This window comes from Halobacillus karajensis (assembly GCF_900108515.1).
Lineage (GTDB): Bacteria > Bacillota > Bacilli > Bacillales > Halobacillaceae > Halobacillus > Halobacillus karajensis.
Genome location: NZ_FNWW01000005.1, coordinates 252,276 through 274,530, shown reverse-complemented (window position 1 = coordinate 274,530; position 22,255 = coordinate 252,276). Strand labels below are relative to the sequence as shown.

The following is a 22,255-nucleotide window of genomic DNA, read 5'->3' as shown; positions in this document are numbered from 1 at the left end:
TCTTTTCTTAGAGAAACCGGCTTCCATTATAATCGCGCAATTTTTCAATTCGCATCCCTTTCCCACAGCCCATCTACTCAGGTTTCATAGCCGCTTTTTCAATGATTGCTTTAGTCCCTCAGCCAGAGGTTCTACAGCCAATATTCGTTTGATTTTTTCACGATTCTCACGATCATGGTACCTAACTTCATTAACATCAGCGACTGTAACTTGGTTCGGATGGGTTTCAACTAACTTCATATAGTTTTCTGAATCAACCTTCCCTTCACTTAATACTCTAAGATAAAATCCGGTATAACCTTTTTCCATCACCCGGGCAGGGAAATCATCGATGCCATGGGTACGAGCGATGATATAGCAAGGTTTCCTCGGTTCAGAAACTTGTAAAACGGCTTCTCCAAGTTGGAAAATATCCCCTATGTGTATATCTCGTTCATCTATACCTTCCACAGTTAGATTCTCTCCAAAAGAAGGAAAGGAAAACTCACGCTCATAATAAGTTTCCCAATGGCGATAATGCTGTGCTGGATAGAGACAAACCGCTTTATCCCTCCCCCCATGGTTCTTTTTATCAGCTTGTTCATCCCCTTCGAAGTTTAGAAAACTTAAATAAGAAAAACTATCGACAGGGGTCTTCCGGTATGCACTTTTCAAAGCGCCTTTACCCGTTTCATATGTTTCCGGACGACCAACATTTAATGACAAAAGTTTGTAATTCATTCAAGTATCCCCTCTCTCCATTGTTTAATCCAGGAAGGAAGATAGTCATAACTCCAAGCATCCATAGGATAATCAACAAACACATCCTCCCCATTTTCATAAAGCGCTTGTATCAATTCATTTATACTTCCGAAATAAAAATTGTATAAAAATTCATAACTAAACGGTTCCTTTGGCATGTGCTTATCTGCACATACTTGTGGGTTACTGTAATTCAAATACGTACGGCACGGAATCGGACGAACTTCATATGCCATACAAAGCTGTGTATCAGGATCGAGCATCGGGCAGGGAAGGTTCAATTTTTTGTATTCAAGTTTTGTCTCCGGATTTTCGTAATCCATAGACAAGGCTGTTTTTAATTTCCCTTGTTGTTGCTCGAAATATTTCTCCCAATGACTAAAAATCGCTTCTTTCCGATCTGGATCAAATTGCTCAATTGAATGGAACATCATTTTCGCTTCCATTTTCGTGATAACAATTGGAAAGTAGCAGCAAAAAGCACACCCCATAAAACAATTCGGTTTCATAGAGGCGAAATCCTCCATCCGCTCAATTTCATGATCCACTTCTGCAAGCAGATCGTGGAATCCATTAGTAATAACCGTTTCTGTATCCTGTTCACTGTCCAGTAAATGATCTACAATTCTATCAAAGAAAGACGGATCAATCTCATAGGATTGATTTATTTTTTCACATCGTTTGATAATATCTTCATGTTTCAAAAAACTCATTGGAAAAACTCCTCTGTCTATCATTAGTCCCATTATACATGGAGGGTGACTTTTTTCACCACATGGACCACCACGAATTTCCTGTTGTTGAACCCCCATAAAACTTCTATGATATAAGAAGACCTATATATTAGAATCTGTCATCTTTGGAGGTACGTCTAAATGTTATCAAACGCAGAAATCGGTATCGACCTTGGTACTGCTAACATATTAATTTATTCAAAATCAAAAGGAATTTTACTTAATGAACCATCTGTTGTCGCCTACAACACAGAAACAAAAAACGTTGTTGCTGTAGGAAAAGAAGCAAAAGAAATGGTAGGAAAGACACCGAGAAATATTATTCCTGTTCGTCCTTTACGTGATGGTGTTATTGCCGATTATGATATGACGGCTCAAATGTTAAAAGAGCTTTTAAAGAAAGTTTCCAAAAAATCAGGAATGTCTATGCGTAAGCCCACGGTTGTGATTTGTACACCTTCCGGGTCCACATCTGTAGAACGGCGTGCTATCCATAATGCTGTCAAAAGCTATGGCGCAAAGAATGTTCACTTGATTGAGGAGCCAATCGCAGCTGCCATTGGTTCTGACCTTCCAGTCGACGAACCGATTGCCAATGTTGTTGTCGATATCGGAGGGGGGACAAGTGAAGTTGCTATCATATCCTTCGGCGGTGTAGTTTCCTGTAAATCCATCCGGACAGGTGGAGATGTCATGGATGAAGAAATCATTCAACACGTACGTAAAGCCTACAACGTATTGATCGGTGAACGTACAGCTGAACAAATTAAAATGGAAATCGGCTATGCCTTAATTGATCATCCAGAAGTAACCATGGAAGTCAGAGGCCGGGATATGGTCACTGGACTGCCAAAAACGATTGAACTGAAATCTACAGAAATTCAAGGCGCATTAAAAGAATCACTTGAGCAGCTTCTTGAGACTATCCGCGCCACCCTTGAAGAATGCCCACCAGAACTAAGTGGAGACATCGTAGACCATGGAGTAATCCTCACAGGAGGCGGATCTCTTCTTAACGGTATGCAAGATTGGCTGTCCAACGAAATTTCAGTCCCCGTTCACATGGCACCAAGCCCACTAGAATCCGTTGCCATCGGGACAGGCCGCAGCCTCAAAATGATCCAAAAACTACAAAAAGCAAGTAAGTAAGATTGAAATGCCGAAAACGCCTTTTGGAGATATGTGTTAAACGAAATGAAATGGAACGTAATCCATTATAGAACTGAATAAGATGCCCCCCTGGAAGCAACTTTTGCTTCCAGGGGGGCATTTTCTAATAAGAATAATTCCCTGTTTAAAGCAGAAAAAGGACTTTATGCCACTCATGTCGAAATAACGCATGGAAGTAGAGAACATTTGTCACATTTGATAAAATGATTTGAAATACTATATAAAGTAAAAGAAATCATTTAGAAAATACTTATTGCTCTGTTTTTAAAAAGACAGGATCTTTTTGGTTCAGAGGCGATTTGATAAGGAGTCATAAAAAGATGAAAATATCCACTTTGCTAAAATGGGTGACAGGTGGTTGTGAAGCATTTTTAGCCATCCCTATCGCTGGCGGAGCTTTTATTTTCAGTAACGCCTGGTTCCCTTTACTATTCATGTTTATCTTCCACTTGATTACACTTGTAGTGTCAGCCAAAGAAAAGAGGTCTTATGCCGGTAGTATTCTTGGCATGATTACAAGTGCCATCGGCGCCATTCCTATCATTGGTTGGATCATGCATACAATTACAGCCATTGTTCTTCTTATCGATGCCGGACGTTCTACTCGTCTGGACAACAAAGCCTAGTCCCTTTTTTATTATAGAGAGGAATGGAAAGGGTCTGCGGTCATTTGTGATATTTGAAGATACAGAGAACAATACCACGGAGACATTTAGAACCGCCACCTTTACAACTAATCGATGTAAAGATCAGAACACATAAATTTCTCGGAGGTGCCACAAATGAAAATTATAGTCTTAGGTGCAGGAGCATTAGGTGCATACTTCGGAGCACGTTGGCAGGAATCCGGCCACGAAGTCATCAATTTAGTACGTGAAGGCAGAGCCGAACAAATGAAAAATAATGGATTGAAGTTGCATAGCGAAATGGGAGATTATGAAGTGGCTAAACCAGTGATAGCTAGAAGCCCTGAAGAAATCGACAACCCCGACCTTGTCTTTCTAGCCGTCAAGGGATACCACCTTCATGGGACACTTGATTGGTTGAAATCCCTTGTGAACAAAGGAGCAAAGGTTTACCCTGTTTTGAACGGAATGGAACACATCCACATATTACAAAAAGAATTAGGAGAAGAAGCTGTCATCGGGGGGCATGCTTATATTATAGCTACTCTGGATGAGAAAGGACATGTGGTTCATACAAGCCCCTTCCATGACCTTGTGTTTGGTCCCCTTCATTCATCCCAACAAGCCATTTGTGAGGAACTCGCACTCGCTTGTAATCAAGCAAATTTAACAGGAATCCTCAGCCCTAACGTCTTAGAGGCTATGTGGAATAAATATATGTTCATCACAGCGTTTTCAGGAATTACTACCGCTACGAATCAGCCGATCGGTATGGTCCGCCGTTATTCGCAGACCTTCAAAATTGCTGAACGCATCTTAAAGGAAATGAAGAAATTAGCAAATGCACATCAAATTAACCTAACGGATGAGCATGTAAATAAGGCCTTTGAACGTCTTCGGGATCTTGCCCCTGACATGACTTCATCCATGCATCAAGACCGCCGGAAAGGGCTCCCCCTTGAGGTGGAGCATCTTCATGGAGGTGCCCTGCGGTTAGGAAACCAAGTGAATTTGAGGATGCCTTATATCGAAACCATCCATGCTATGATTAAGCCTTACGAAAAATTCCAACATTAATCCTCTCAAAAAAGGTGCTTCCAATGGGAAGCACCTTTGTATTAACTATCGATTATCTATCATTAAGGGAATCATCCCCAGGACGTTTTCCTCTTTTTAATTCCCTAATGGATAAGCCGAAATCCATTTGTAAGTGAGGGTAGTCCTTGAAATTCTCCCAATCTCCTCCCCATTCAAAACCAAGCTCTTTTGCAACCTCCACGGTCTCCATCCAGTCCGATTGGCCATTTCCGTTTCCATCGTACTCTCTGTCCCATATAACATTTCCTCCCTCTGCTTTGAGCGCAAAGTCAATGGCAAGTCCATAATTGTGATAAGATTCTCCCCCCTTAGCGTGTGTAACAACTTCACCCTCGGAGGATCGTCCTTGAGCATAGAGAGCATCCTGTTTCTCTTCAGACCGATGACCTTCGGTGATCACGATTTGGATTCCTTTTTCACGAACCCGTTCCACCAGCTCATCCTTCCGTTCTTTCACAGTTGGATGAAGATTGTCTGGCAACGAAACATCTTCACTATAAAAAACACCCTGGGGTGCCTCTTTTTCCATCTGTTGTAATAAAAAGAAAAACAAAAGAGCCACTATTCCTGTAAAAAATAAAACATTTATGAGATTTGATAGAATACGCACTTCTATTTCCCTTTCCTACATTCGTTAATCTGAGAATACCACAGGTCGAGCCCTAGAGGAATAAATAACTTTGTTAAGACAAAAAAACAACGGAACAATCGTTTATTTCATATATGACCTACGAAACGTAAGAATGTAATTATACATAAACCTGGCAGGTTGAATATAGACCAAAACATGGCGTCATCGTTAATGCCCTCTAATAAATAGAATGATATAATAGGGTCGATTCGACAAATTCAGGAAGAGGGGATAGACCATGGGACTGTTTAATAGAAAACCTAGCAAAATCTTTTATGAACTGTTCATGGTCGGTTTAGCAGCCCTTTCCGTCGCTACCATATGGCAACAAACAGGATATAATAGTCTTATCGTATGGAGTACCTGGTCAATTTTTTTCCTTGATTTTCTGTATCGTTTGTTTAAAAGCCCAAACAAATGGGAGTTCATTAAAAAGCATCCTTTTATAGTCATAGCAGCCATTCCATTGGATGCCGTTTTTCAATTGGCTAGGTTTGCCAGGATTCTTCATTTATTAAGATTAAAATCCATAACCAAATATTATACGATGCCTCTGATTCACTTTTTAAAAAGACAGCATCTTTTAACGGTTTCTGGAATAACCTTTATCCTTGTCTTTCTATTAATCATCCCACTAAACCTCGTTGAAAATGAGTTAGATACCTATAGCGACGCTTGGATTAGTGCAATCCTTTCCATTACTTTCTTCGGGAAGTCGGGATTCGAACCTGAAACAGCAGCAGGAAACACTATCCTCGTAATCTTTACAATCCTCGGTGTGATCATTCACGGACTGATTATTAGTACGACCATCGATTATCTGTTGAAAACCACTTTTATAAAATCATTTAAACATAAATTCATAGACAAGTAATAAACGTCCAAAACAGGACGTTTTTTTATGCGTCATTTTTTAAACATAGGTTTAACTGTTGCTTTAAAAAGGAATCATATCCAGGACTTACATTTTTCTGGAGGTGTAAAAGATGTCTGATCAAAAACGGAATAAAGTAGCGGAAAACGATCAAAGCTTCCAAGAAAAACTAAAAAAAGAACACCTGATCGATGGTATTCCTGATGAAGAAGTAAAAAAAGAAGAACGGGAACAAGAAAAAGGAAGAAAGTCAAAACAAGATTCTGTAACGGAAGAAGATTATGATGAAGATCTTCGTCCTTAATGATCGAAATGAGGTTTCCAAATGACAAGTTTTAAAGCCTATATAATCAACAAAAAAGAAGGCAATGTAAAAGGTTCGATTCAAAATCTCACCTTCTCCGACTTGCCCTCCAGTGATGTTTTGATCAAAGTCCATTATTCTAGTATCAATTATAAAGACGGAATGATTTCTCAGCCAGACAACCCTCTCGTCAAAAGTTATCCCATCATTCCTGGGATAGATTTGGCTGGTGAAGTGGTTCGCTCTTCAGATAAGCGCTTTAATGAAGGCGATCCTGTGATTGCAACCAGTTATGAAATCGGCGTAAATCATTTTGGTGGGTATAGTGAATATGCAAGCCTACCTGCCGATTGGGTTGTCCCACTTCCTGACGGTCTTACGACTGAAGAAGCGATGATTTACGGGACCGCAGGGTTTACAGCTGCTCTTTCCATTCACCGTCTTGAAGAAAATGGATTAACTCCAAAGCACGGTCCGATACTTGTAACAGGAGCCTCCGGCGGTGTCGGCAGTATTGCGGTCTCCATGCTGGGCCAAACGTGGGTATACGGTAGAAGCTAGCACAGGCAGAGCTGAGAACAAAGAATACTTAAAAGATTTAGGAGCCTCCCATATCCTATCACGCGACGATGTGTATGATGGGAGGCTGCGTCCGTTAGCCAGTGGGCGTTGGGCTGGTGTTGTCGACCCTGTTGGAGGTGAACAGCTCGCCTCCATACTCGGACAACTTCATTATGAAGGTGCTGTGGCTGTAAGCGGACTGACAGGAGGAGCGAAAGTGCCAACTCAGGTTTATCCATTCATTTTAAGGGGTAATAGTCTTATTGGAATTGATTCTGTTAACTGCCCAATGGAAAAACGAAAAAAAGTCTGGCACCGTATGGCTAACGATTTGAAAATTAAAGAAGTTTTCAACCTTATCAAAGTTGTACACACACTAGAAGAAGTTCCTGAAACACTGGAAACTATATTACAAGGTAAAACCCGCGGTCGCTCAATTGTGAAATTAAGAGAATAAAGCCAGTCATCAATACGCATACTATTGACATAGACGAATATAAGGATTATAATGTTTTATTAGTGCCTTCGATAGAGGGTAACTCGGAAAAGAAAAGAGTGATTAGTATGAGACTGGCGTTCTGCTATGTTTTGGTACAACTTAATCACACTGGAACAGCTTCGGAGCTGTAAGGATGCAATAGAGGTAGGGATTGCGTCGTTTAAGTTGCTTAAAACTACCATGTAGAATTTATGAACCGCGGCAATAACATGGACATAGTTCCACAACACTTGTTCAAACACAAGTAGGTACAACTTGATATTTTCCGAAACACAAAAGCGAGTTGGACAATCGTCCTTCTCGCTTTTTCTAATTTACATAGGTTTATAGAAAGAATTTCATGGTAATATAAGCCATAGAAGCTTATTTAGGAGGCTTGTTTGTATGTCCCGTTACTTAGATCGTATAGAACCCGAAGATGTCCGGTTTCTTATGGACTTCTCAGAGTTTAAAACGTTTGTTATAGACATGCTTGGTGATGCTCGGGATTTAGTCCAAATTCATATTGATTATGACCTTATTGAAGAAACGGAAAATATGCCCCTCATCCGCCCTATGGTCCACTTGTCAGAAGTTAGTAATTTCACAGAAGAAGACCGACACACACTCCTAGCCACTGGGTTCTCGATTGATCAAGAGCCTTTTGTAAATGGGGATTATGCCATGAAACAGATTTTCGGTCCAGAATACACCATTCTTGCTGCAACCGAAGACGATGACGGGGCTTTCTTCACTATTGAGATTCCATTTAGAAATTATCAACAAGAAATAAAGCAGATGCGCCCTGCCCATTCCCGGCAAACGTAAAAAATTGTTAAAATGAGGGTGTTTTAAAGAAAGTCAGAAAAAAATTCAAGCCCCCTGGATGGATCAGGGGGCTTATTAATTATGATTTTATGAATGGATGTTCTTGACTCGTCCGACTTGTCCATCTTCAAGCCGCACCTTTATTCCATGTGGATGATTTGGGGATTTTGTTAGAATGTCCTTCACTATCCCACGTGTCAATGTTCCACTTCTTTGATCTTTCTTTAAAACAATATCGACATCAGCGCCTGCATATATATCGCTTCTTTTCTGTCCATTCATAGACTGGGACCTCCAAATTAAGTTTTTCTTTCGTATTTTAACATAAATGGCTTCTCCCCTTTGAACTTATCAGGGCTTCCCTCATTCTGAAAATGCCACAGGACCCCGATTGACTTTGAAACAACCGCAAGAATAAGGAACAATACAAAAGAGTCCCCTCTAGTTTACAAGCCATGCAAATCCCCTCCATCCCCTTATTCACGAAGAACCAAATGTTTCATTTCGATCTCCTATGGCAATACGAGAAAGCATTCATTATAACTAATAAGGGATATGGAATAACTTACTATTCTGGGCTCTCTCTACACTATAATCATAAGGCTTATACTTGAAGATTTAACATAAGAAAAACACCTTTCTCAAGGTGCTTTCCTTATGTTCTTTTACAATTATCATCCAATTACTTCGGGGTCCCCTCTTTTGGTAGAAATATCTCAGAATGTGAATTTCCTTTGCATGATCATTCGTACTCTTCTGCATTTACAGCCCAACTTCTTCATTTGAAGTTATGCTGTATACTATAATGGAAAATTATAAACCTAGATCACTCATCAAATGAGATTTTTTTCTGGATACTACCATCTTTCTTATGAATAACCGCTTGTGTTCCTTTGTTCTGAGCAATTTCTTTTGCCCTTTCAATTGCATCTTGCTTATTCTCAAGTACTTCCGATGGCTGTTTTGCCTCTTCCGTTTGAACTGCCCACCCATTCTTATGTGCAACAACATGCTGACCTTTGTCCATTAATTCCGGTCGGCTTTCTGACCTGTTATCTTTTTCATCTCTTGATTTTAGGCTTTGATCACTCATTTGTTGTACTCGTTTTATCTCTGACTGATCTGCGTTCTCATACCACTCTTTCGCCTGTTCTGTAGCAATAGGGATCGCTCGGTCTTCTTCATACCCCTCATCAACCATGGCATTAGCGATATCGATGGCTTTTTTTCTGACTGGTGTTTCTAAATTTTTTAACGAGCTTGGATAATCATTTGTATCCCACGGCATGCTAGAGACCTCCTCAATTTTTTTCTTTTTTACTATTCCCAATCCATGACTTAAGCTAAACACAAGAGGAACCCTTTTTCGAATTGAAAGAGCTGAAAAATTAAGATACGATATTAACATATATAAGTAAGGAAAATTGACATACATTGATAGTTCTCTTCATATTTCGATAAGATTCTAAAAAGTACGACTTTTTTCTCTTCTCTATAGCAAGGCTTTATCACTAGAATAATGTAAAGGAGGTATTCACATGAACATGAACATACAGCCCCTTGGAGACCAAGCTCTTATTATTGATTTAGGGGATTCAATTAGTGAAGACATCAATAAACAAGTACGCAGTATTTCGTCACAGCTCGATCAAATTCATCCAGATTGGATGATCGAGTATATACCAGCTTTTACTACAATTACGGTTATCTACAACCCTCTCTACATAGCGAAACAGTCTACTTATCAAGACCTGCTCCCGTTTGAGTGGGCTCGTAAAGAATTACTGACCTTACTATCCGATTTCACAAACGATCAAAATAAAACAAGAACAGTTGAAATTCCAGTTTGCTATGGAGGCGAATGGGGGCCTGATCTTACCCAGGTCGCTTCACATAATAGGATGTCAGAAGAAGAAGTCATAGAGATCCACCTGAACGGAGATTATTTAGTTTATATGATCGGATTTGCGCCAGGTTTTCCCTATATTGGTGGGATGGATAAGGAGATTGCAACACCCCGGAGAGATGATCCAAGACTTTCTATTCCTGCTGGTTCCGTAGGAGTTGCAGGAGAGCAGACAGGGGTATATCCGATTGAAACACCAGGAGGATGGCAGCTCATTGGACGGACTCCTCTTAAGTTATTTGATCCTGAAAGAGATTCTCCATCCCTTCTTCAAGCAGGCGATCGAGTACGCTTTACTCGTATCCATGAAAAGGAATATAAAAAGATAGAGGAGGATGAGAAATGATCTCGGTTTTGAAAGCAGGTTTAATGACAACGATCCAGGATTTAGGCCGGTACGGTTATCAGAAGGACGGAGTCATCACTAGCGGAGCCATGGACCAAGAAGCTCATAAAATAGCTAACCTCCTCGTTGGAAATCCGATCCAAACAGCGACAATCGAAATAACATTAATGGGACCTGTATTAGAGTTTCATGAAGACAGCCTGATTGCTATTAGTGGTGGTGACCTCACACCTGTGATTAACGGCGAACCGGTATCCATGTGGAGACCTATTTACATCAAAAAAGGAAGTGAACTGCGTTTTGGTAAGCCGAAAAAAGGGTTTAGAAGCTACCTTTCTATTGCTGGCGGCTTTAAAGTACCACAAGTAATGGATAGTTCTTCCACCTATTTACGTGCAAATATAGGAGGAGTGGAAGGACGTCCACTCCAAAGGGGAGACACCATTTCTTCCGGGACACTACCCATACCATCCAAACGTTTTATGAAGATGCTTCAACCTGAAAGAAAACATCTTTTTAATGAAGCATCCTGGTTCGTCGGACCCGAGTTCACGACTTTGCAAAATGATCAACCAATAAGAGTCATGCCCGGTCGTGAATTTGATCTATTTAGTAAAAAAAGTCAGGAAGATCTATTTCAAAGTGAATTTCAAATTGATTCAAAATCAGATCGGATGGGGTATCGCTTAAATGGGAAGCCGCTACACCTGCTAGAGCTAAAAAACATTCTTTCAGAAGCTGTGACATTCGGTACCATTCAAGTTCCTCCTGAAGGAAATCCCATTATCCTGCTAGCAGATCACCAAACAACAGGCGGATATCCCAAAATTGGACAAATCGCTTCTGTGGATTTACCGAAGGTCGCCCAAATGCGACCAGGCGACCCCTTAGCGTTTGAACAAATTTCTCATAAGGAGGCCCAACGTTTACTTCTTGAACGAGAGAAAGACTTAAAACAATTACAAAGAGGCATAGAGACTAAATGACTAAGGAGGAGTTTGGATGTATATCGTTGACTTGAATTGTGATATGGGGGAGAGTTTCGGCTCGTATAAAATTGGACAGGACGAAGAAATTATGAAATATGTGACTTCTGCCAATATTGCCTGTGGATCCCATGCAGGAGATCCCTCGATTATGAAAAAAACCGTACGCAAGGCGGTTGAACATGGGGTAGGGATAGGTGCTCATCCAGGCCTCCCAGACCTTGCTGGGTTTGGGCGTCGTCCAATGGAAATCTCAGAGGAAGAAGCCTACGATATGGTCGTATATCAAATTGGCGCCCTTAAGGGATTCGTGGATGCAGAGGGAGCAAAGCTACAACATGTGAAGCCCCACGGTGCATTGTTTAATATGGCGGCAAAAAAACGGACACTGGCTGACGCTATTGCATCAGCGGTGTACGATATAGACCCTGACCTAATCCTATTCGGACTTGCAGGCAGTGAACTTATCAAAGCAGGTCAATCTCGCGGACTTAGGACAGCAAGTGAAGTATTTTCTGACCGTACATATCAACAAGATGGCTCACTAACATCAAGACGTGCAGCGAACGCTTTACTCACAGATCCTGAAGAAGCTGTTAAACAAGTCATCCGGATGATCAAGGAAAATAAGGTACGGACGATCCAAGATGTTGATATTAATATTAATGTCCACACCATTTGCATTCACGGGGACGGCCCCCATGCCGTAGATTTTGCGAATTATATTACAAAAGCATTAAACGATTCAGAGATCAAACTCCAAGCAATTGGGAAATTCCTCTGATACCATACAGTAAAGGAGCAACTTCATGAAAGAACAATCGACTAGAAGCCTCCTCTTAGGGGCAGCTTTCCTGATGGCAACATCAGCTATTGGCCCAGGCTTTCTAACACAAACAACTCATTTCACACAACAATTAGCTGCAAGTTTTGGTTTTGTCATTCTCATGTCCATCATTATCGACATCGGCGCTCAACTCAATATATGGAGGATCATTGCTATTTCTGAAAAGCCCGCCCAGGATATTGCAAACAGCCTTCTGCCAGGACTCGGAGTATTCTTATCCGTCCTTATTGTCGCAGGTGGCCTGGCTTTTAATATAGGAAACATAGCCGGAGCAGGTCTAGGAACAAACGTTCTTTTCGGTATTTCTCCTGAAATGGGTGCCCTGTTCAGCGGTGTTGTCGCTGTTGCGGTTTTCCTCGTTCGTGAAGCCGGGAAGGTAATGGATAGATTTGCACAGATTGCAGGCTTTGTCATGATTGGATTAACCATTTTTGTTATGTTTTCCGCCCAACCACCCGTGGGGGAGGCCGTTACAAAAACATTCATACCAGATACCATTGACTTTCTTGCTATTATTACCCTGGTGGGAGGAACTGTTGGCGGATATATAACTTTCGCTGGTGGGCATCGTCTTTTGGATGCGGGTGTAAAAGGAAAAGAAGCATTACCACAAGTGACAAAGAGCTCCGTTTCAGCTATCGGTATTGCTTCGATTATGAGGATTTTCCTTTTTCTTGCTTCTTTAGGAGTCGTTGCTTCAGGATTTACATTGAATCCTGATAACCCTCCTGCATCCGTTTTCCAAGCTGCTGCTGGGAATGTCGGATATAAGATCTTTGGGATTATTATGTGGGCAGCAGCCGTAACTTCTGTGGTTGGTGCCGCCTATACCTCAGTGTCATTTATCCGTACTTTTAGTAAAATCATCAACAAGTACCATAAATGGTTCATTGTCGGTTTCATTGTCATATCCACAACTGTTTTCGTATCCGTCGGTGAACCTGTTAAAGTATTAATTTTCGTAGGATCCTTGAATGGATTGATTTTGCCTATAGCTCTCGGAGTTATGCTCATTGCTGCCTACAAACAAAAAATAGTCGGAGACTATAAACATCCATTATGGCTGACGATATTTGGAGTCATTATTGTTATCGCCATGTCTTATATGGGAGTCATGTCATTGATTCAGGGGATCCCCAAACTATTCAGTTAAACTCTTTTGGAAAGCTCAGAGTGTGCTCTGAGCTTTCCTTTTTTTAACACCTTTCTTTTGTTTTATCGGCCACTCTCTTTTAAATACCCCGCTTGTTGAATTCACCTATTGGATCAATAGCCCTCATTCATTAAGAGAAAGTCTATTTGAAAAATCGAATGAATATTCAAGATGGCTTTCATTGCCTTTTGAAGTGTGGAAGCTTAAACTAGAAGATAGATTCAAAGGAGGAACCTTATGAGTATAGATGTTTGGAAAGAAATTGATCAGTACTTTATCAATCAATTAATTCCCAATGAACCGGACATGGAAGATATTTTACGTAAAAATGAGGCTGCAGAGCTCCCTTCCATAGATGTTTCGGCAACACAAGGAAAACTACTTTCCCTTTTCATTCAAATGAAAACAGCAAAAAACGTACTGGAAATCGGAACTCTCGGCGGGTACAGTACGATTTGGATGGCTAAATCCCTACCAAAAGATGGACACGTAACAACCCTTGAGTTCAGCCCTAAACATGCCGAAGTTGCGGCCAAGAACATAGCCGATGCAGGAGTGAAAGATAAAGTTAAAATCGTTGTTGGACCTGCACTTGAGTCGCTTCCCACTCTAGAAGGACAGTCATTTGATTTCATTTTTATTGATGCAGACAAGAACAACAATCCCCATTACGTAATGGAAGTCCTCAAGCTCTCAAAGCCCGGAACCACTATTTTAGTAGATAATGTAGTAAGAGGAGGAAAAATTCTCGATTCAGAAAGTGAAGACAAAAGTATTACAGGGATACGCCAAATGTTTGATTTATTAAAGGGTAATCACCAGTTAGACGCTACCGCATTTCAAACAGTAGGCAGCAAAGGGCATGACGGATTTGTTCTAGCTGTTGTTAAATAGCTAGAAGTATAGGGATACAGAGGTATCCCTATTTTAATTGTATCCATAACGCACTTCTGTCGTCGACATGGAGTGAACGTTCTTTAAGATATTGAGTAAGTTGGTCAATATAAGCCCTAAGTCCTTGTTGTTTAACTTTATAGTAGGATTCCTCCAGACTAAGTTCAGGGTGAAACAAGCCATCCGTCATAATAAATAGATCTTGAATACCTTGGGTTCTAAGTACTCCTTTATCAAGGTAGTCCATCACTTCCTTCATTCCATTGGCCACAGTGTATCCACCATCCACATTGGCTAACTGACGATTATAACGAAGCTTATGAATGGTTTTATTAAAATGAGATTCTTCCGGTAGTTTCCTTCCTTTTAACCGCTCCCCTTCACGTTTCTGTTTAGCACGAGCGCTGATTCCTTTAACCGTATCCTTTGTGATAACTTTACATTTTCCATTCTTTTCGCCTATTATGATCATGGAGTCTCCTAAATGCACAAATTCAATATGTGCCAAAGTAATTTTTACAACGGCTACACATGTCGACCAGCGCTCCTCTCCCTTCTCTGTTTGGACGCCGTAACGTTCCATCTCTTTTCTCAAGCGCTGATTTGCTTGTTTAACAGCATAAATCAAGGAATCCTCTGCATTAAGACTTTCCAATTGATCCTTAAAGATATTCGCAGCGAGGTAAGCTCCATTATGTCCTTCTTCATCCTCAAAAGGGACAAGGGGAGTGGCTCCATCCAATACCCCATAAACCCCTGCTTCTTCATTTATGACTAAAGCATCTTCACACTCTTTTTTTGCCGGACTCGTCATATGAAGCTGTTGTAAAGATGTAATCTTCAAATATGAGCCTCCTTTTTTCTCCATTCCTCTTTTAAGATCCCGTAAACAACGTGATCTGTATATTCATCATATAGCAGAGCCGCTTGCCTGATGACCCCTTCTTGCTTGAAGCCGAGGCGTTCTGGGACTCCTCTGCTTTTAATATTTTTGGAAGCTGCTCGGATTTCAATTCGATTCATACCGAGTTCCTCAAATGCATAATGACAAAGCACACGACAGGCACGCGTCAGCAGACCTCTCCCTTTATACTCATCTCCCATCCAATAGCCAATACTTGTCACATTATTTTTCTTATCCATTTCGTGAAAGTCGACCACTCCTGCTATTTTTCCATGATATAAAATACAAACAGTCAGCCCATCATTTTCTGCAAACCGTCTTAAACACATCTTTATGTAGTTTCTCGTGTCTTCAACTTCCTTGGTGAAATTAATCCAGGGAAGCCATGTGCGAATATGATCCCTGGAACGATCAGATAAGTCGAATAACTCTTCAGCATCCTGATGGTCGATCATTTTTAACGACAACTCTTCATCTATTTTATATTCAAACATCGTTCTTCTCTCCTTCCTGTTTATTCCATGTTATTCGACAAATATTGTTGTTCCTCCTGCAAAAAAGGACCGCAGAAAATATCTGCCGGCCCTTTCTTGTTATGGTTTCAAAACTAACTTTCCTTTTGTTTTCCTCGCTTGCAGGACTTCATGAACATGGCTAGCTTCCTCTAGGTCAAAAACCCCTCCAATAGTTAATTTCAGATCCCCGGTGTCTACTAATTTCAATAAATCACGAAGGCTTTTTTCGAATAAGACCGGCTTCTTCATCATTTGAGGTAAAAAGAAGCCAATGACAGATAAATTCCTGTTCATAAGTCCTGATGGGTACATTTGAGCAGGCTTCCCACTTGCAACACCGTAGACGACAATTCGACCAAAAGATCTCATACACTTAACTGTCTCTTGGAAGATGTCACCCCCAGCCATTTCAAGTGCAAGATCGGTCCCCTCACCATCCGTTGCAGCTAACACTTCATCCCGCCAGTGCTGGTTGGTATAATTAATGGCCTTGTCAGCCCCTAATTCGGTAGCAAACTTGAGTTTTTCCTCTGTACTGGCTGTAGCGATCACGGTACCAGCGCCGAGTTTTTTAGCTAGCTGGACTGCAAGTGAACCGACCCCTCCAGCTGCTGCATGGATAAGAACGGTCTCCCCTTTTTCTAACCTGCCCATTGTTGTAAGGATGTGATAAGCCGACAGCCCTTGGAGAGGGAGAGCTACAGCGGTTTCATACGTGACGTTATCCGGGATGGGGATCAATGTATTCTCAGCCGCTTTTGCGTATTCTGCATACCCTCCTGATCCGATAAGTGTGACCACACGGTCGCCTTTTCGGAAACGACTTGTCCCTTCCCCCACTTCTTCTACAACTCCTGCAACTTCGGCCCCTGGAATGAAAGGAAGAGGTGTTGGAACAACATAAGCCCCTTCCCGCCTCGCTGTATCCGCATAATTCACTCCAATAGCATGAATCTTCAAAAGGACTTCTCCTTTTGCTAATACCGGGCAAGCTGTGTTCACTGTTTCTAATACAGATGGACCGCCATACGTTTTAAATTGAATCGCTTTCATTACTACCCCCTCATTTCCCAACAAAATTAGGCTTCCGTTTCTCCTTGAAGGCCTGAATGCCCTCTTTATGATCTTCCGTTGCAGCCATCATGGTCTGCGTAATTCTTTCCTGTTCCAATATCGCTGCCAAGTCTGAGGTTTCTGTCTGATTCACCATTTTCTTCATCATCCCCAGTGCCCTTCCAGGCCCCTTGGATAAACGAATAGCGTAGTTCATGGCTTCTTCTTCCAAATTAGCAAGCGGGACGACTCTATTAACAATTCCCCATTCAGCAGCTGTATCGACCGGGAGTGGCTCAGCAAGAAACAGTAATTCTTTCGCCCGGTAAGGCCCTAGTAATTTAGACAAAAAGTAATGACCACCGCCGTCAGACACGAGGCCGACTTTTGCAAAGCTTAGAACAAAATTACTATCTTCCGCTGCTAATAGCTGATCACAAGCCAGTGCAAGGTTCAATCCAGCACCTGCTGCATAGCCATGTACTACAGCGACAACCGGTTTAGGTAACTCTGTAATCGTTAATATCAAACGATTTAGTTTACCTACATGATCATACAATTGTTGAGATGTGGCTGTTCCCATCGACTTCACATCTCCTCCAGCAGAAAAGGCCCGTCCGGCACCTGAAAGAACAACGACCTTTACATTATCATTCCGTTCTGCTTCAGCTATCGCCTCTTGTAAACCGGCAATCATACGGTCAGAAAAGGCATTCAATGCATCAGGACGATTTAACACACAGGAGAGAACAGGACCTTTCATCTCAACGGTTAAATGATCATTTCCTAAATTCATTTTTATTCATCCCCTTTTTTATAATATGAAATGACCTTCATCGACCATTTCATTTGAGTTTACGATTTCTATCGACAGACTCTTCCCGGCATTTTTTCTGCAACCAACTCGAACCCCCCGTTTTAATACGCTCCCTATGTGGGTGAATTTCCTGGGTAATAAATTGTCGAGGCGTGGAAGCTATAAGTTAATGTTCATCCGTCCGATCCTCACGCGTCAGGTGAGATTTCTTCTACTAAAAACTCTCCTCCTGGAAGATGATTTGTACGGGTTGAATATTTACCCTCCCTTGATTTGGCCGCTCTTATGGTCATACATAAGGATAGAATCAAATAAACCTTCCTGCGCAACAAAATCAATTTCTTCCGGGTTAAGACCCTCTTTTACAAGATAGCGTCCAATCCGACAGTTATTCAACAGACTTTTAGCTTCTCCACTCCCACTATAAAAGTGAAGAGCTGTCACCGATGCGTCAGAAAGTTTCCATTCTCGAAACTTTTGCATGAAATAAATTAAGCTGCCTGCCCCATAAAAATCTTCCATAGTATAACGTCCACTTGATCCTGAACAAACAAGAACAATGTTTTCCTCCCTATGCTGTTCAGCTAAATATTCGGCCATAGCTGGATTATTTAGTAAAGAGGATGCATACAAAAAGGAAGCATTTCTTGATTTGTGTAAAGCAATCGTTCCATTTGTTGTACTCAAAATCAAATGTTTATTCTTAATGATTTCCTTTAGATTTGTGCGTAATGGTGGATGAAACCCCTCGATCCTTTGTCCCTTGTCCTCACCAGCAAGAATAAAAGAATCGTTTAACTTTTCCGCTTCTTTTTTCGCTTGATCTGGACTAAAAACAGGGATAACACTCGAAGCACCATCGGCAATTGCTGCGGTCATCGTAGATGTAGCAAATAGCACATCAAACACCACCACTATCTTACCTTTTAAAAAATCAGGACGTATGTCTTCCTTTTTTAATATGACTTGAACCTCGCCCATCTTTAAAGCCCTGCTGTTTCTTCTGCATGTTGGATTAAATTATTGACAAAAGTATTCATATTTGCAAAACGAGGGTCCCTTGTTTGCCCTTGCTTATAACGAAAATAGATTTGTTGAATAATGCCGGCCAACTTGAAATAAGCAAAGGTTAAATAATAATCGATTTCTTTTACATCACGGCCACTCTTCGCCGCATAGCGGTGGATGAATTCCTCCCTTGTATAAAAACCTTCAAAAACTGTAACCGGCGACTTACCTAATCCTGTCTTTAATAGTTCTGGATCGTCCTGCTGTATCCAATAACTCAGTGCTGCGCCTACATCTGCCAGCGGATCTCCCACAGTAGTCATCTCCCAATCAAATAACCCTATCATCTGAGAAGGATGCTTTTGATGGAACATGGCATTGTTTAACTTATAATCATAATGGATGATGGAGGCTCCCTGCGCTGCTGGAATGTGATCGGTTAACCATTTTTTCAAACGCTCCCCCGAAACAACGTCATCTGTCCCTGCTCTTTCATAACGTTTGATCCAGCCATGTACTTGGCGCTCCATAAATCCATCAGGCTTTACCATATCTTTAAGAGGAGTTTCTCGATAATTCAGCGAATGGAGTTCTACAAGCTTATCAACCATTGTTTCGGACAGCTGCCTTCCGAGTTCAGGAGTTGCTTCCACCCCTTCCGGGAATGCTTGATCAAACACTATTCCTTCTCTCCGCTCCATAAGAAAAAATGGCCGGCCAATGATTTCTCCAGATTCATAGAGATAGGGTTTTGGCGCCAGCGGAAATATAGGATGTAATGCTTGCAGAACTTTATATTCACGTTCCATATCATGTGCCTTTGGAGCAACAGGCCCCATAGGAGGGCGCCGTAAAACAGCCTTCCACTCATCCCCAATTGAAAGTTCATAAGTAAGGTTAGAGTGACCGGCTCCGAACTGCCTCACCTGCAAGTTTCCCTCAGGCAACTCGATTTTTTTTCTTAAAAAACTCTCCAGAGTTCTCTCATCAATCTCCTCTCCGCGACGGACGGGCCTTGTGTCTTTTGTATAAACCATGTAGGACCTCCCTAATTTGCTGCCATTTGATATGAAGAAAGAGATTTTTTCATATCAGGAGTAAGGGCAACACTTTTCTGCTTCTCAAAATCGAATTGAACAATGACCGATAATCCTCTTGCCACAAGTTCCCCGGTCTCCTTTTCAAACATTTCCTGTTCCAAATGAAAACTGGAACGACCGACCTTGACGACATGGCTACAAATCCTCAACGTCTGGTTAAAATACACTTGCTTAATAAAGTCACATTTAGTAGAAGCTACTATGAAGTTCCAATCTTCTCCTACAAGGTCCAAGTCCTTAAAAAAACGAATTCGTGCATCTTCCATATAAATAAAAAAATTGTTATTGTTCACGTGTCCTAATAAATCTGTCTCGCAAAATCGTACGTTTACTTCTATTTCATGCATCGAACGTTCCTCCTCAACTTTTAACTCCTTGCTCATAGGTATAAAATCCTTTACCAGTTTTGCGGCCCAACTCACCAGCCTTCATTTTTTCTTCCAAAGTTTTCGATGGTTTATCTTTTGGATCGCCGCTCTCTTCGAATTGTTGCTGCATGACATAATAACCTACATCAATCCCTGATAAATCCATCAATTCGAATGGACCAATTGGATGGTTAAGAGCTTTCCTCACAATCTTGTCAATATCTTCATAATCGGCAAAGCCACCCTCATATAAGCTCATAGCCTCTTTTTGAACCGCAAATAAAATCCGATTGGCGATAAAACCGGAAATTTCTTTCTTCAATAAAACAGCGGTACGGTTCATCTCCTCACATACCTTTATGACATTAGAAACGGTGGCCTCAGAGGTATGATCTCCTTTAACAACTTCAACACAATCCATCACTAGTGCCGGGAAGAAGAAATGCATATTGCATACTTTTTCAGGACGCTTTGTAGCGTCCGCAAGTAATGAACTGACAATTGTGGACGAGTTCGTAGCCAAGATTGAGTGTGACGGAGCCACCTCGTCAAGCATGGAAAATACCTCCCGCTTTACGTGCAGCTTTTCAACAACAGCTTCAATAATCAGATCAGCCTCTCCTGCCGCTTCTAGCATGTCTGTAGTGAAATGGAGACGACTAAAAGCCTCCTCTCGTTCTTCTACTGATATTTTTTCTTTCCGCACCCATTTATCCATTATGGCGGCAAGCTTCGCCTCTGCTTGTTCCAAAGATTTCTGGCTGATATCTTGAAGTTTGGTTTCATACCCTGCTAAAGCTCCAAGCATAGCAATTTGATGCCCCATGCTCCCTGCTCCGATGACTGCTAATTTTTTAATAATCATTGGATTCCTCCTCGATTCCTTTGAAAATTAAATTCATATATAACTCTGCTAGTGACTGATCGTCTACTTTTTCATGCCTGAAAACATTTTGATGACTGCCGTCCTACTTCCGATCCCCACTTAACAGGAGGCATGCATTCCCCCATCTACTACAAGAACGTCTCCTGTTACATAATCAGATGCTTTGGATGAAAGGAACAATGCCGCCCCCTTTAAATCCTCTTCAGAACCAAAGCGACCAAGCGGGGTACGATCAAGGATGAAATCTCCTCCTTTTTCTAACACACCCTTAGACATTTTGGTTGAAAAAAAACCCGGTGCTAGTGCATTGACTTGAATATTATGTGCGCCCCATTTCACGGCAAGATCCTTTGTCAATGTAATAACCGCTCCTTTGCTTGAGTTGTAGCCAACTGTCTCCATAAACCTAGGATCCGCACCTCCTAGTCCAGCAACAGAAGCGATATTGATGATTTTCCCGGAGTTTTGTTTCACCATCAATTCCCCTACTTTCTGAGACATTAGAAAAGTTCCGATCACATTGACATTCATCACTTTTTGAAAAGCTTCCAGCGGCATTTCAAGAGTCGCTGCTCCCCATGTCGCCCCGCTATTATTTACTAGAATATCAATCGTCTTAAAATTGGCTATCGCTTGTTCAACAACATGATCAATATCTTCGGGATCCGTCACATCACAAGCAAGTCCAAGCGTCTCAACTCCGCATTCATTTTTTAGTCGCAGCGCCGTCTCTTCACATGCTTCCTTTTTTCGAGAACAAACAATGATATTTGCTCCTGATTCCGCAAGACTCTGGGCAATTTGCTCTCCAAGTCCTCGCCCACCCCCTGTAACAAGCGCCGTTTTACCTTTCAGATCAAAGAGATCTTTCACATGCATGCTCTCACTCCTTATATTTGGATAATTCAAGCTTAGCTACTTGTCTTCGAGGCCCTTCATCTGGTCCATCAGCAAGTCGTAATCTACGAGAGTTCGCCCATTGGGCTGCCAAAGTAAAATCATCGCTTATTCCAGCTCCCCCGTGAGCCTGAATAGCTCAGTCAATGACCTTTAAAACCATGTCGGGGCTACAGCTTTTATCACTGCAATCTCCGTTTTCGCTTCTTTATGCCCCACAGTGTCCATCATAAATGCGGCTTTCAATGTGAAGAGGTGCGCCTGTTCAACTTCGATTAGTGAATCAGCACTCCATTCTCTTACCACCCCCTGCTCAGTTAGGGCCATAAAAATTCCGAACAATTCTGTACACGCTTACATAAATCTTGAAGAGCACGCTTTGCCGCTCCTATCAGCCTCATACAATGATGAATCCTTCCTGGTCCGAGTCTTCCTTGGGCAAAGCGGGCATATTCAAAATCAGTAAACCCTGCCCCATATGTATCATCATTCAAATGAAACATACTAAACGGTTAGTATGTTTACAGTTT

At 41.5% G+C, this 22,255-nt stretch carries 25 protein-coding genes and 2 pseudogenes; 12 read left to right on the top strand and 15 right to left on the bottom strand.

Annotated elements, in window-relative coordinates; genetic code table 11:
• Positions 1 to 84: 84 nt before the first annotated feature.
• A complete protein-coding gene (locus BLW54_RS12385) occupies positions 85 to 720 on the bottom strand; it encodes an MOSC domain-containing protein (RefSeq protein WP_035508543.1) in 636 nt (211 codons plus the stop codon).
• Positions 717 to 1,454, bottom strand: a complete 738-nt coding sequence (locus BLW54_RS12380; protein WP_035508541.1) for a YkgJ family cysteine cluster protein — start codon at positions 1,452 to 1,454, stop codon at positions 717 to 719. The genes BLW54_RS12385 and BLW54_RS12380 overlap by 4 nt, the downstream gene beginning before the upstream one ends.
• A 162-nt stretch (positions 1,455 to 1,616) precedes the next feature.
• Here BLW54_RS12380 and mreBH point away from each other — a divergent pair, with 162 nt between their 5' ends.
• From mreBH to BLW54_RS12365, 3 genes are all read left to right on the top strand, one after another.
• Positions 1,617 to 2,624 (top strand): rod-share determining protein MreBH, encoded by a 1,008-nt coding sequence (gene mreBH / locus BLW54_RS12375; RefSeq protein WP_035508540.1) that lies wholly within the window; start codon positions 1,617 to 1,619, stop codon positions 2,622 to 2,624.
• 341 nt (positions 2,625 to 2,965) lie between these two features.
• Positions 2,966 to 3,271, top strand: coding sequence for a hypothetical protein (locus tag BLW54_RS12370; protein ID WP_035508539.1), 306 nt, complete (start codon positions 2,966 to 2,968; stop codon positions 3,269 to 3,271).
• A 156-nt stretch (positions 3,272 to 3,427) separates the two neighbouring features.
• Complete coding sequence (locus BLW54_RS12365) at positions 3,428 to 4,348, top strand: ketopantoate reductase family protein (protein WP_035508537.1); 921 nt, start codon at positions 3,428 to 3,430, stop codon at positions 4,346 to 4,348.
• 52 nt (positions 4,349 to 4,400) lie between these two features.
• On the opposite strand, the gene BLW54_RS12360 is transcribed toward BLW54_RS12365, so the two are convergent.
• On the bottom strand, positions 4,401 to 4,979 hold the full coding sequence (locus BLW54_RS12360) for a M15 family metallopeptidase (protein ID WP_035508535.1): 579 nt from the start codon (positions 4,977 to 4,979) through the stop codon (positions 4,401 to 4,403).
• A 259-nt stretch (positions 4,980 to 5,238) separates the two neighbouring features.
• On the opposite strand from BLW54_RS12360, the gene BLW54_RS12355 reads away from it, so the two are divergent.
• The 4 genes and pseudogenes from BLW54_RS12355 (at position 5,239) to BLW54_RS12340 (ending at position 8,045) form a co-directional block, all read left to right on the top strand.
• Positions 5,239 to 5,874 carry a hypothetical protein gene (locus BLW54_RS12355; protein ID WP_035508534.1) on the top strand — a complete coding sequence of 212 codons (636 nt, stop codon included), beginning with the start codon at positions 5,239 to 5,241 and terminating at the stop codon, positions 5,872 to 5,874.
• A gap of 112 nt (positions 5,875 to 5,986) precedes the next feature.
• On the top strand, positions 5,987 to 6,178 hold the full coding sequence (locus BLW54_RS12350) for a hypothetical protein (protein WP_035508532.1): 192 nt from the start codon (positions 5,987 to 5,989) through the stop codon (positions 6,176 to 6,178).
• Between the two features lie 21 nt (positions 6,179 to 6,199).
• Positions 6,200 to 7,196: pseudogene (locus tag BLW54_RS12345) on the top strand (acrylyl-CoA reductase family protein).
• 426 nt (positions 7,197 to 7,622) lie between these two features.
• Complete coding sequence (locus BLW54_RS12340; RefSeq protein ID WP_035508528.1) at positions 7,623 to 8,045, top strand: hypothetical protein; 423 nt, start codon at positions 7,623 to 7,625, stop codon at positions 8,043 to 8,045.
• Positions 8,046 to 8,132: 87 nt separating this feature from the next.
• On the opposite strand, the gene BLW54_RS12335 is transcribed toward BLW54_RS12340, so the two are convergent.
• The gene (locus BLW54_RS12335) at positions 8,133 to 8,327 is read right to left on the bottom strand and encodes a YwbE family protein (protein WP_035508526.1); all 195 of its coding nucleotides are present in this window, start codon (positions 8,325 to 8,327) and stop codon (positions 8,133 to 8,135) included.
• A gap of 544 nt (positions 8,328 to 8,871) precedes the next feature.
• Entirely contained in the window at positions 8,872 to 9,333 is a 462-nt protein-coding gene (locus BLW54_RS12330) for a DUF2188 domain-containing protein (RefSeq protein WP_035508525.1), read from the bottom strand.
• A 250-nt stretch (positions 9,334 to 9,583) separates the two neighbouring features.
• On the opposite strand from BLW54_RS12330, the gene pxpB reads away from it, so the two are divergent.
• From pxpB to BLW54_RS12305, 5 genes are all read left to right on the top strand, one after another.
• Entirely contained in the window at positions 9,584 to 10,297 is a 714-nt protein-coding gene (gene pxpB / locus BLW54_RS12325; protein ID WP_035508523.1) for a 5-oxoprolinase subunit PxpB, read from the top strand.
• Positions 10,294 to 11,283 carry a 5-oxoprolinase subunit C family protein gene (locus BLW54_RS12320; protein ID WP_074734996.1) on the top strand — a complete coding sequence of 330 codons (990 nt, stop codon included), beginning with the start codon at positions 10,294 to 10,296 and terminating at the stop codon, positions 11,281 to 11,283. The genes pxpB and BLW54_RS12320 overlap by 4 nt, the downstream gene beginning before the upstream one ends.
• A gap of 16 nt (positions 11,284 to 11,299) precedes the next feature.
• A complete protein-coding gene (locus tag BLW54_RS12315) occupies positions 11,300 to 12,067 on the top strand; it encodes a LamB/YcsF family protein (protein WP_035508520.1) in 768 nt (255 codons plus the stop codon).
• Between the two features lie 25 nt (positions 12,068 to 12,092).
• Complete coding sequence (locus BLW54_RS12310; RefSeq protein ID WP_035508519.1) at positions 12,093 to 13,283, top strand: NRAMP family divalent metal transporter; 1,191 nt, start codon at positions 12,093 to 12,095, stop codon at positions 13,281 to 13,283.
• A 237-nt stretch (positions 13,284 to 13,520) separates the two neighbouring features.
• A complete protein-coding gene (locus tag BLW54_RS12305; protein ID WP_035508517.1) occupies positions 13,521 to 14,177 on the top strand; it encodes an O-methyltransferase in 657 nt (218 codons plus the stop codon).
• Between the two features lie 28 nt (positions 14,178 to 14,205).
• Here the strand turns inward: BLW54_RS12305 and BLW54_RS12300 are convergent, their stop codons facing one another.
• The 10 genes and pseudogenes from BLW54_RS12300 to BLW54_RS12255 all read right to left on the bottom strand — a co-directional run.
• Positions 14,206 to 15,021, bottom strand: a complete 816-nt coding sequence (locus BLW54_RS12300) for a PP2C family serine/threonine-protein phosphatase (protein ID WP_035508515.1) — start codon at positions 15,019 to 15,021, stop codon at positions 14,206 to 14,208.
• On the bottom strand, positions 15,018 to 15,575 hold the full coding sequence (locus tag BLW54_RS12295; protein WP_035508513.1) for a GNAT family N-acetyltransferase: 558 nt from the start codon (positions 15,573 to 15,575) through the stop codon (positions 15,018 to 15,020). Before BLW54_RS12295 ends, BLW54_RS12300 begins: the two co-directional genes overlap by 4 nt.
• A gap of 99 nt (positions 15,576 to 15,674) precedes the next feature.
• A complete protein-coding gene (locus BLW54_RS12290) occupies positions 15,675 to 16,649 on the bottom strand; it encodes a quinone oxidoreductase family protein (RefSeq protein WP_074734994.1) in 975 nt (324 codons plus the stop codon).
• Between the two features lie 10 nt (positions 16,650 to 16,659).
• A complete protein-coding gene (locus BLW54_RS12285; RefSeq protein WP_035508511.1) occupies positions 16,660 to 17,445 on the bottom strand; it encodes an enoyl-CoA hydratase/isomerase family protein in 786 nt (261 codons plus the stop codon).
• 279 nt (positions 17,446 to 17,724) lie between these two features.
• Complete coding sequence (locus tag BLW54_RS12280; RefSeq protein ID WP_035508510.1) at positions 17,725 to 18,447, bottom strand: 2-phosphosulfolactate phosphatase; 723 nt, start codon at positions 18,445 to 18,447, stop codon at positions 17,725 to 17,727.
• Between the two features lie 2 nt (positions 18,448 to 18,449).
• On the bottom strand, positions 18,450 to 19,511 hold the full coding sequence (locus BLW54_RS12275) for a phosphotransferase family protein (RefSeq protein WP_074734991.1): 1,062 nt from the start codon (positions 19,509 to 19,511) through the stop codon (positions 18,450 to 18,452).
• 11 nt (positions 19,512 to 19,522) lie between these two features.
• Positions 19,523 to 19,921, bottom strand: a complete 399-nt coding sequence (locus BLW54_RS12270) for an acyl-CoA thioesterase (protein WP_035508508.1) — start codon at positions 19,919 to 19,921, stop codon at positions 19,523 to 19,525.
• A gap of 13 nt (positions 19,922 to 19,934) precedes the next feature.
• On the bottom strand, positions 19,935 to 20,807 hold the full coding sequence (locus BLW54_RS12265) for a 3-hydroxyacyl-CoA dehydrogenase family protein (RefSeq protein ID WP_035508506.1): 873 nt from the start codon (positions 20,805 to 20,807) through the stop codon (positions 19,935 to 19,937).
• Positions 20,808 to 20,927: 120 nt separating this feature from the next.
• Positions 20,928 to 21,707, bottom strand: coding sequence for an SDR family oxidoreductase (locus BLW54_RS12260; RefSeq protein ID WP_035508505.1), 780 nt, complete (start codon positions 21,705 to 21,707; stop codon positions 20,928 to 20,930).
• A 4-nt stretch (positions 21,708 to 21,711) separates the two neighbouring features.
• Positions 21,712 to 22,165, bottom strand: a pseudogene (locus BLW54_RS12255) (acyl-CoA dehydrogenase family protein); the annotation flags it as partial.
• Positions 22,166 to 22,255 lie beyond the last annotated feature (90 nt).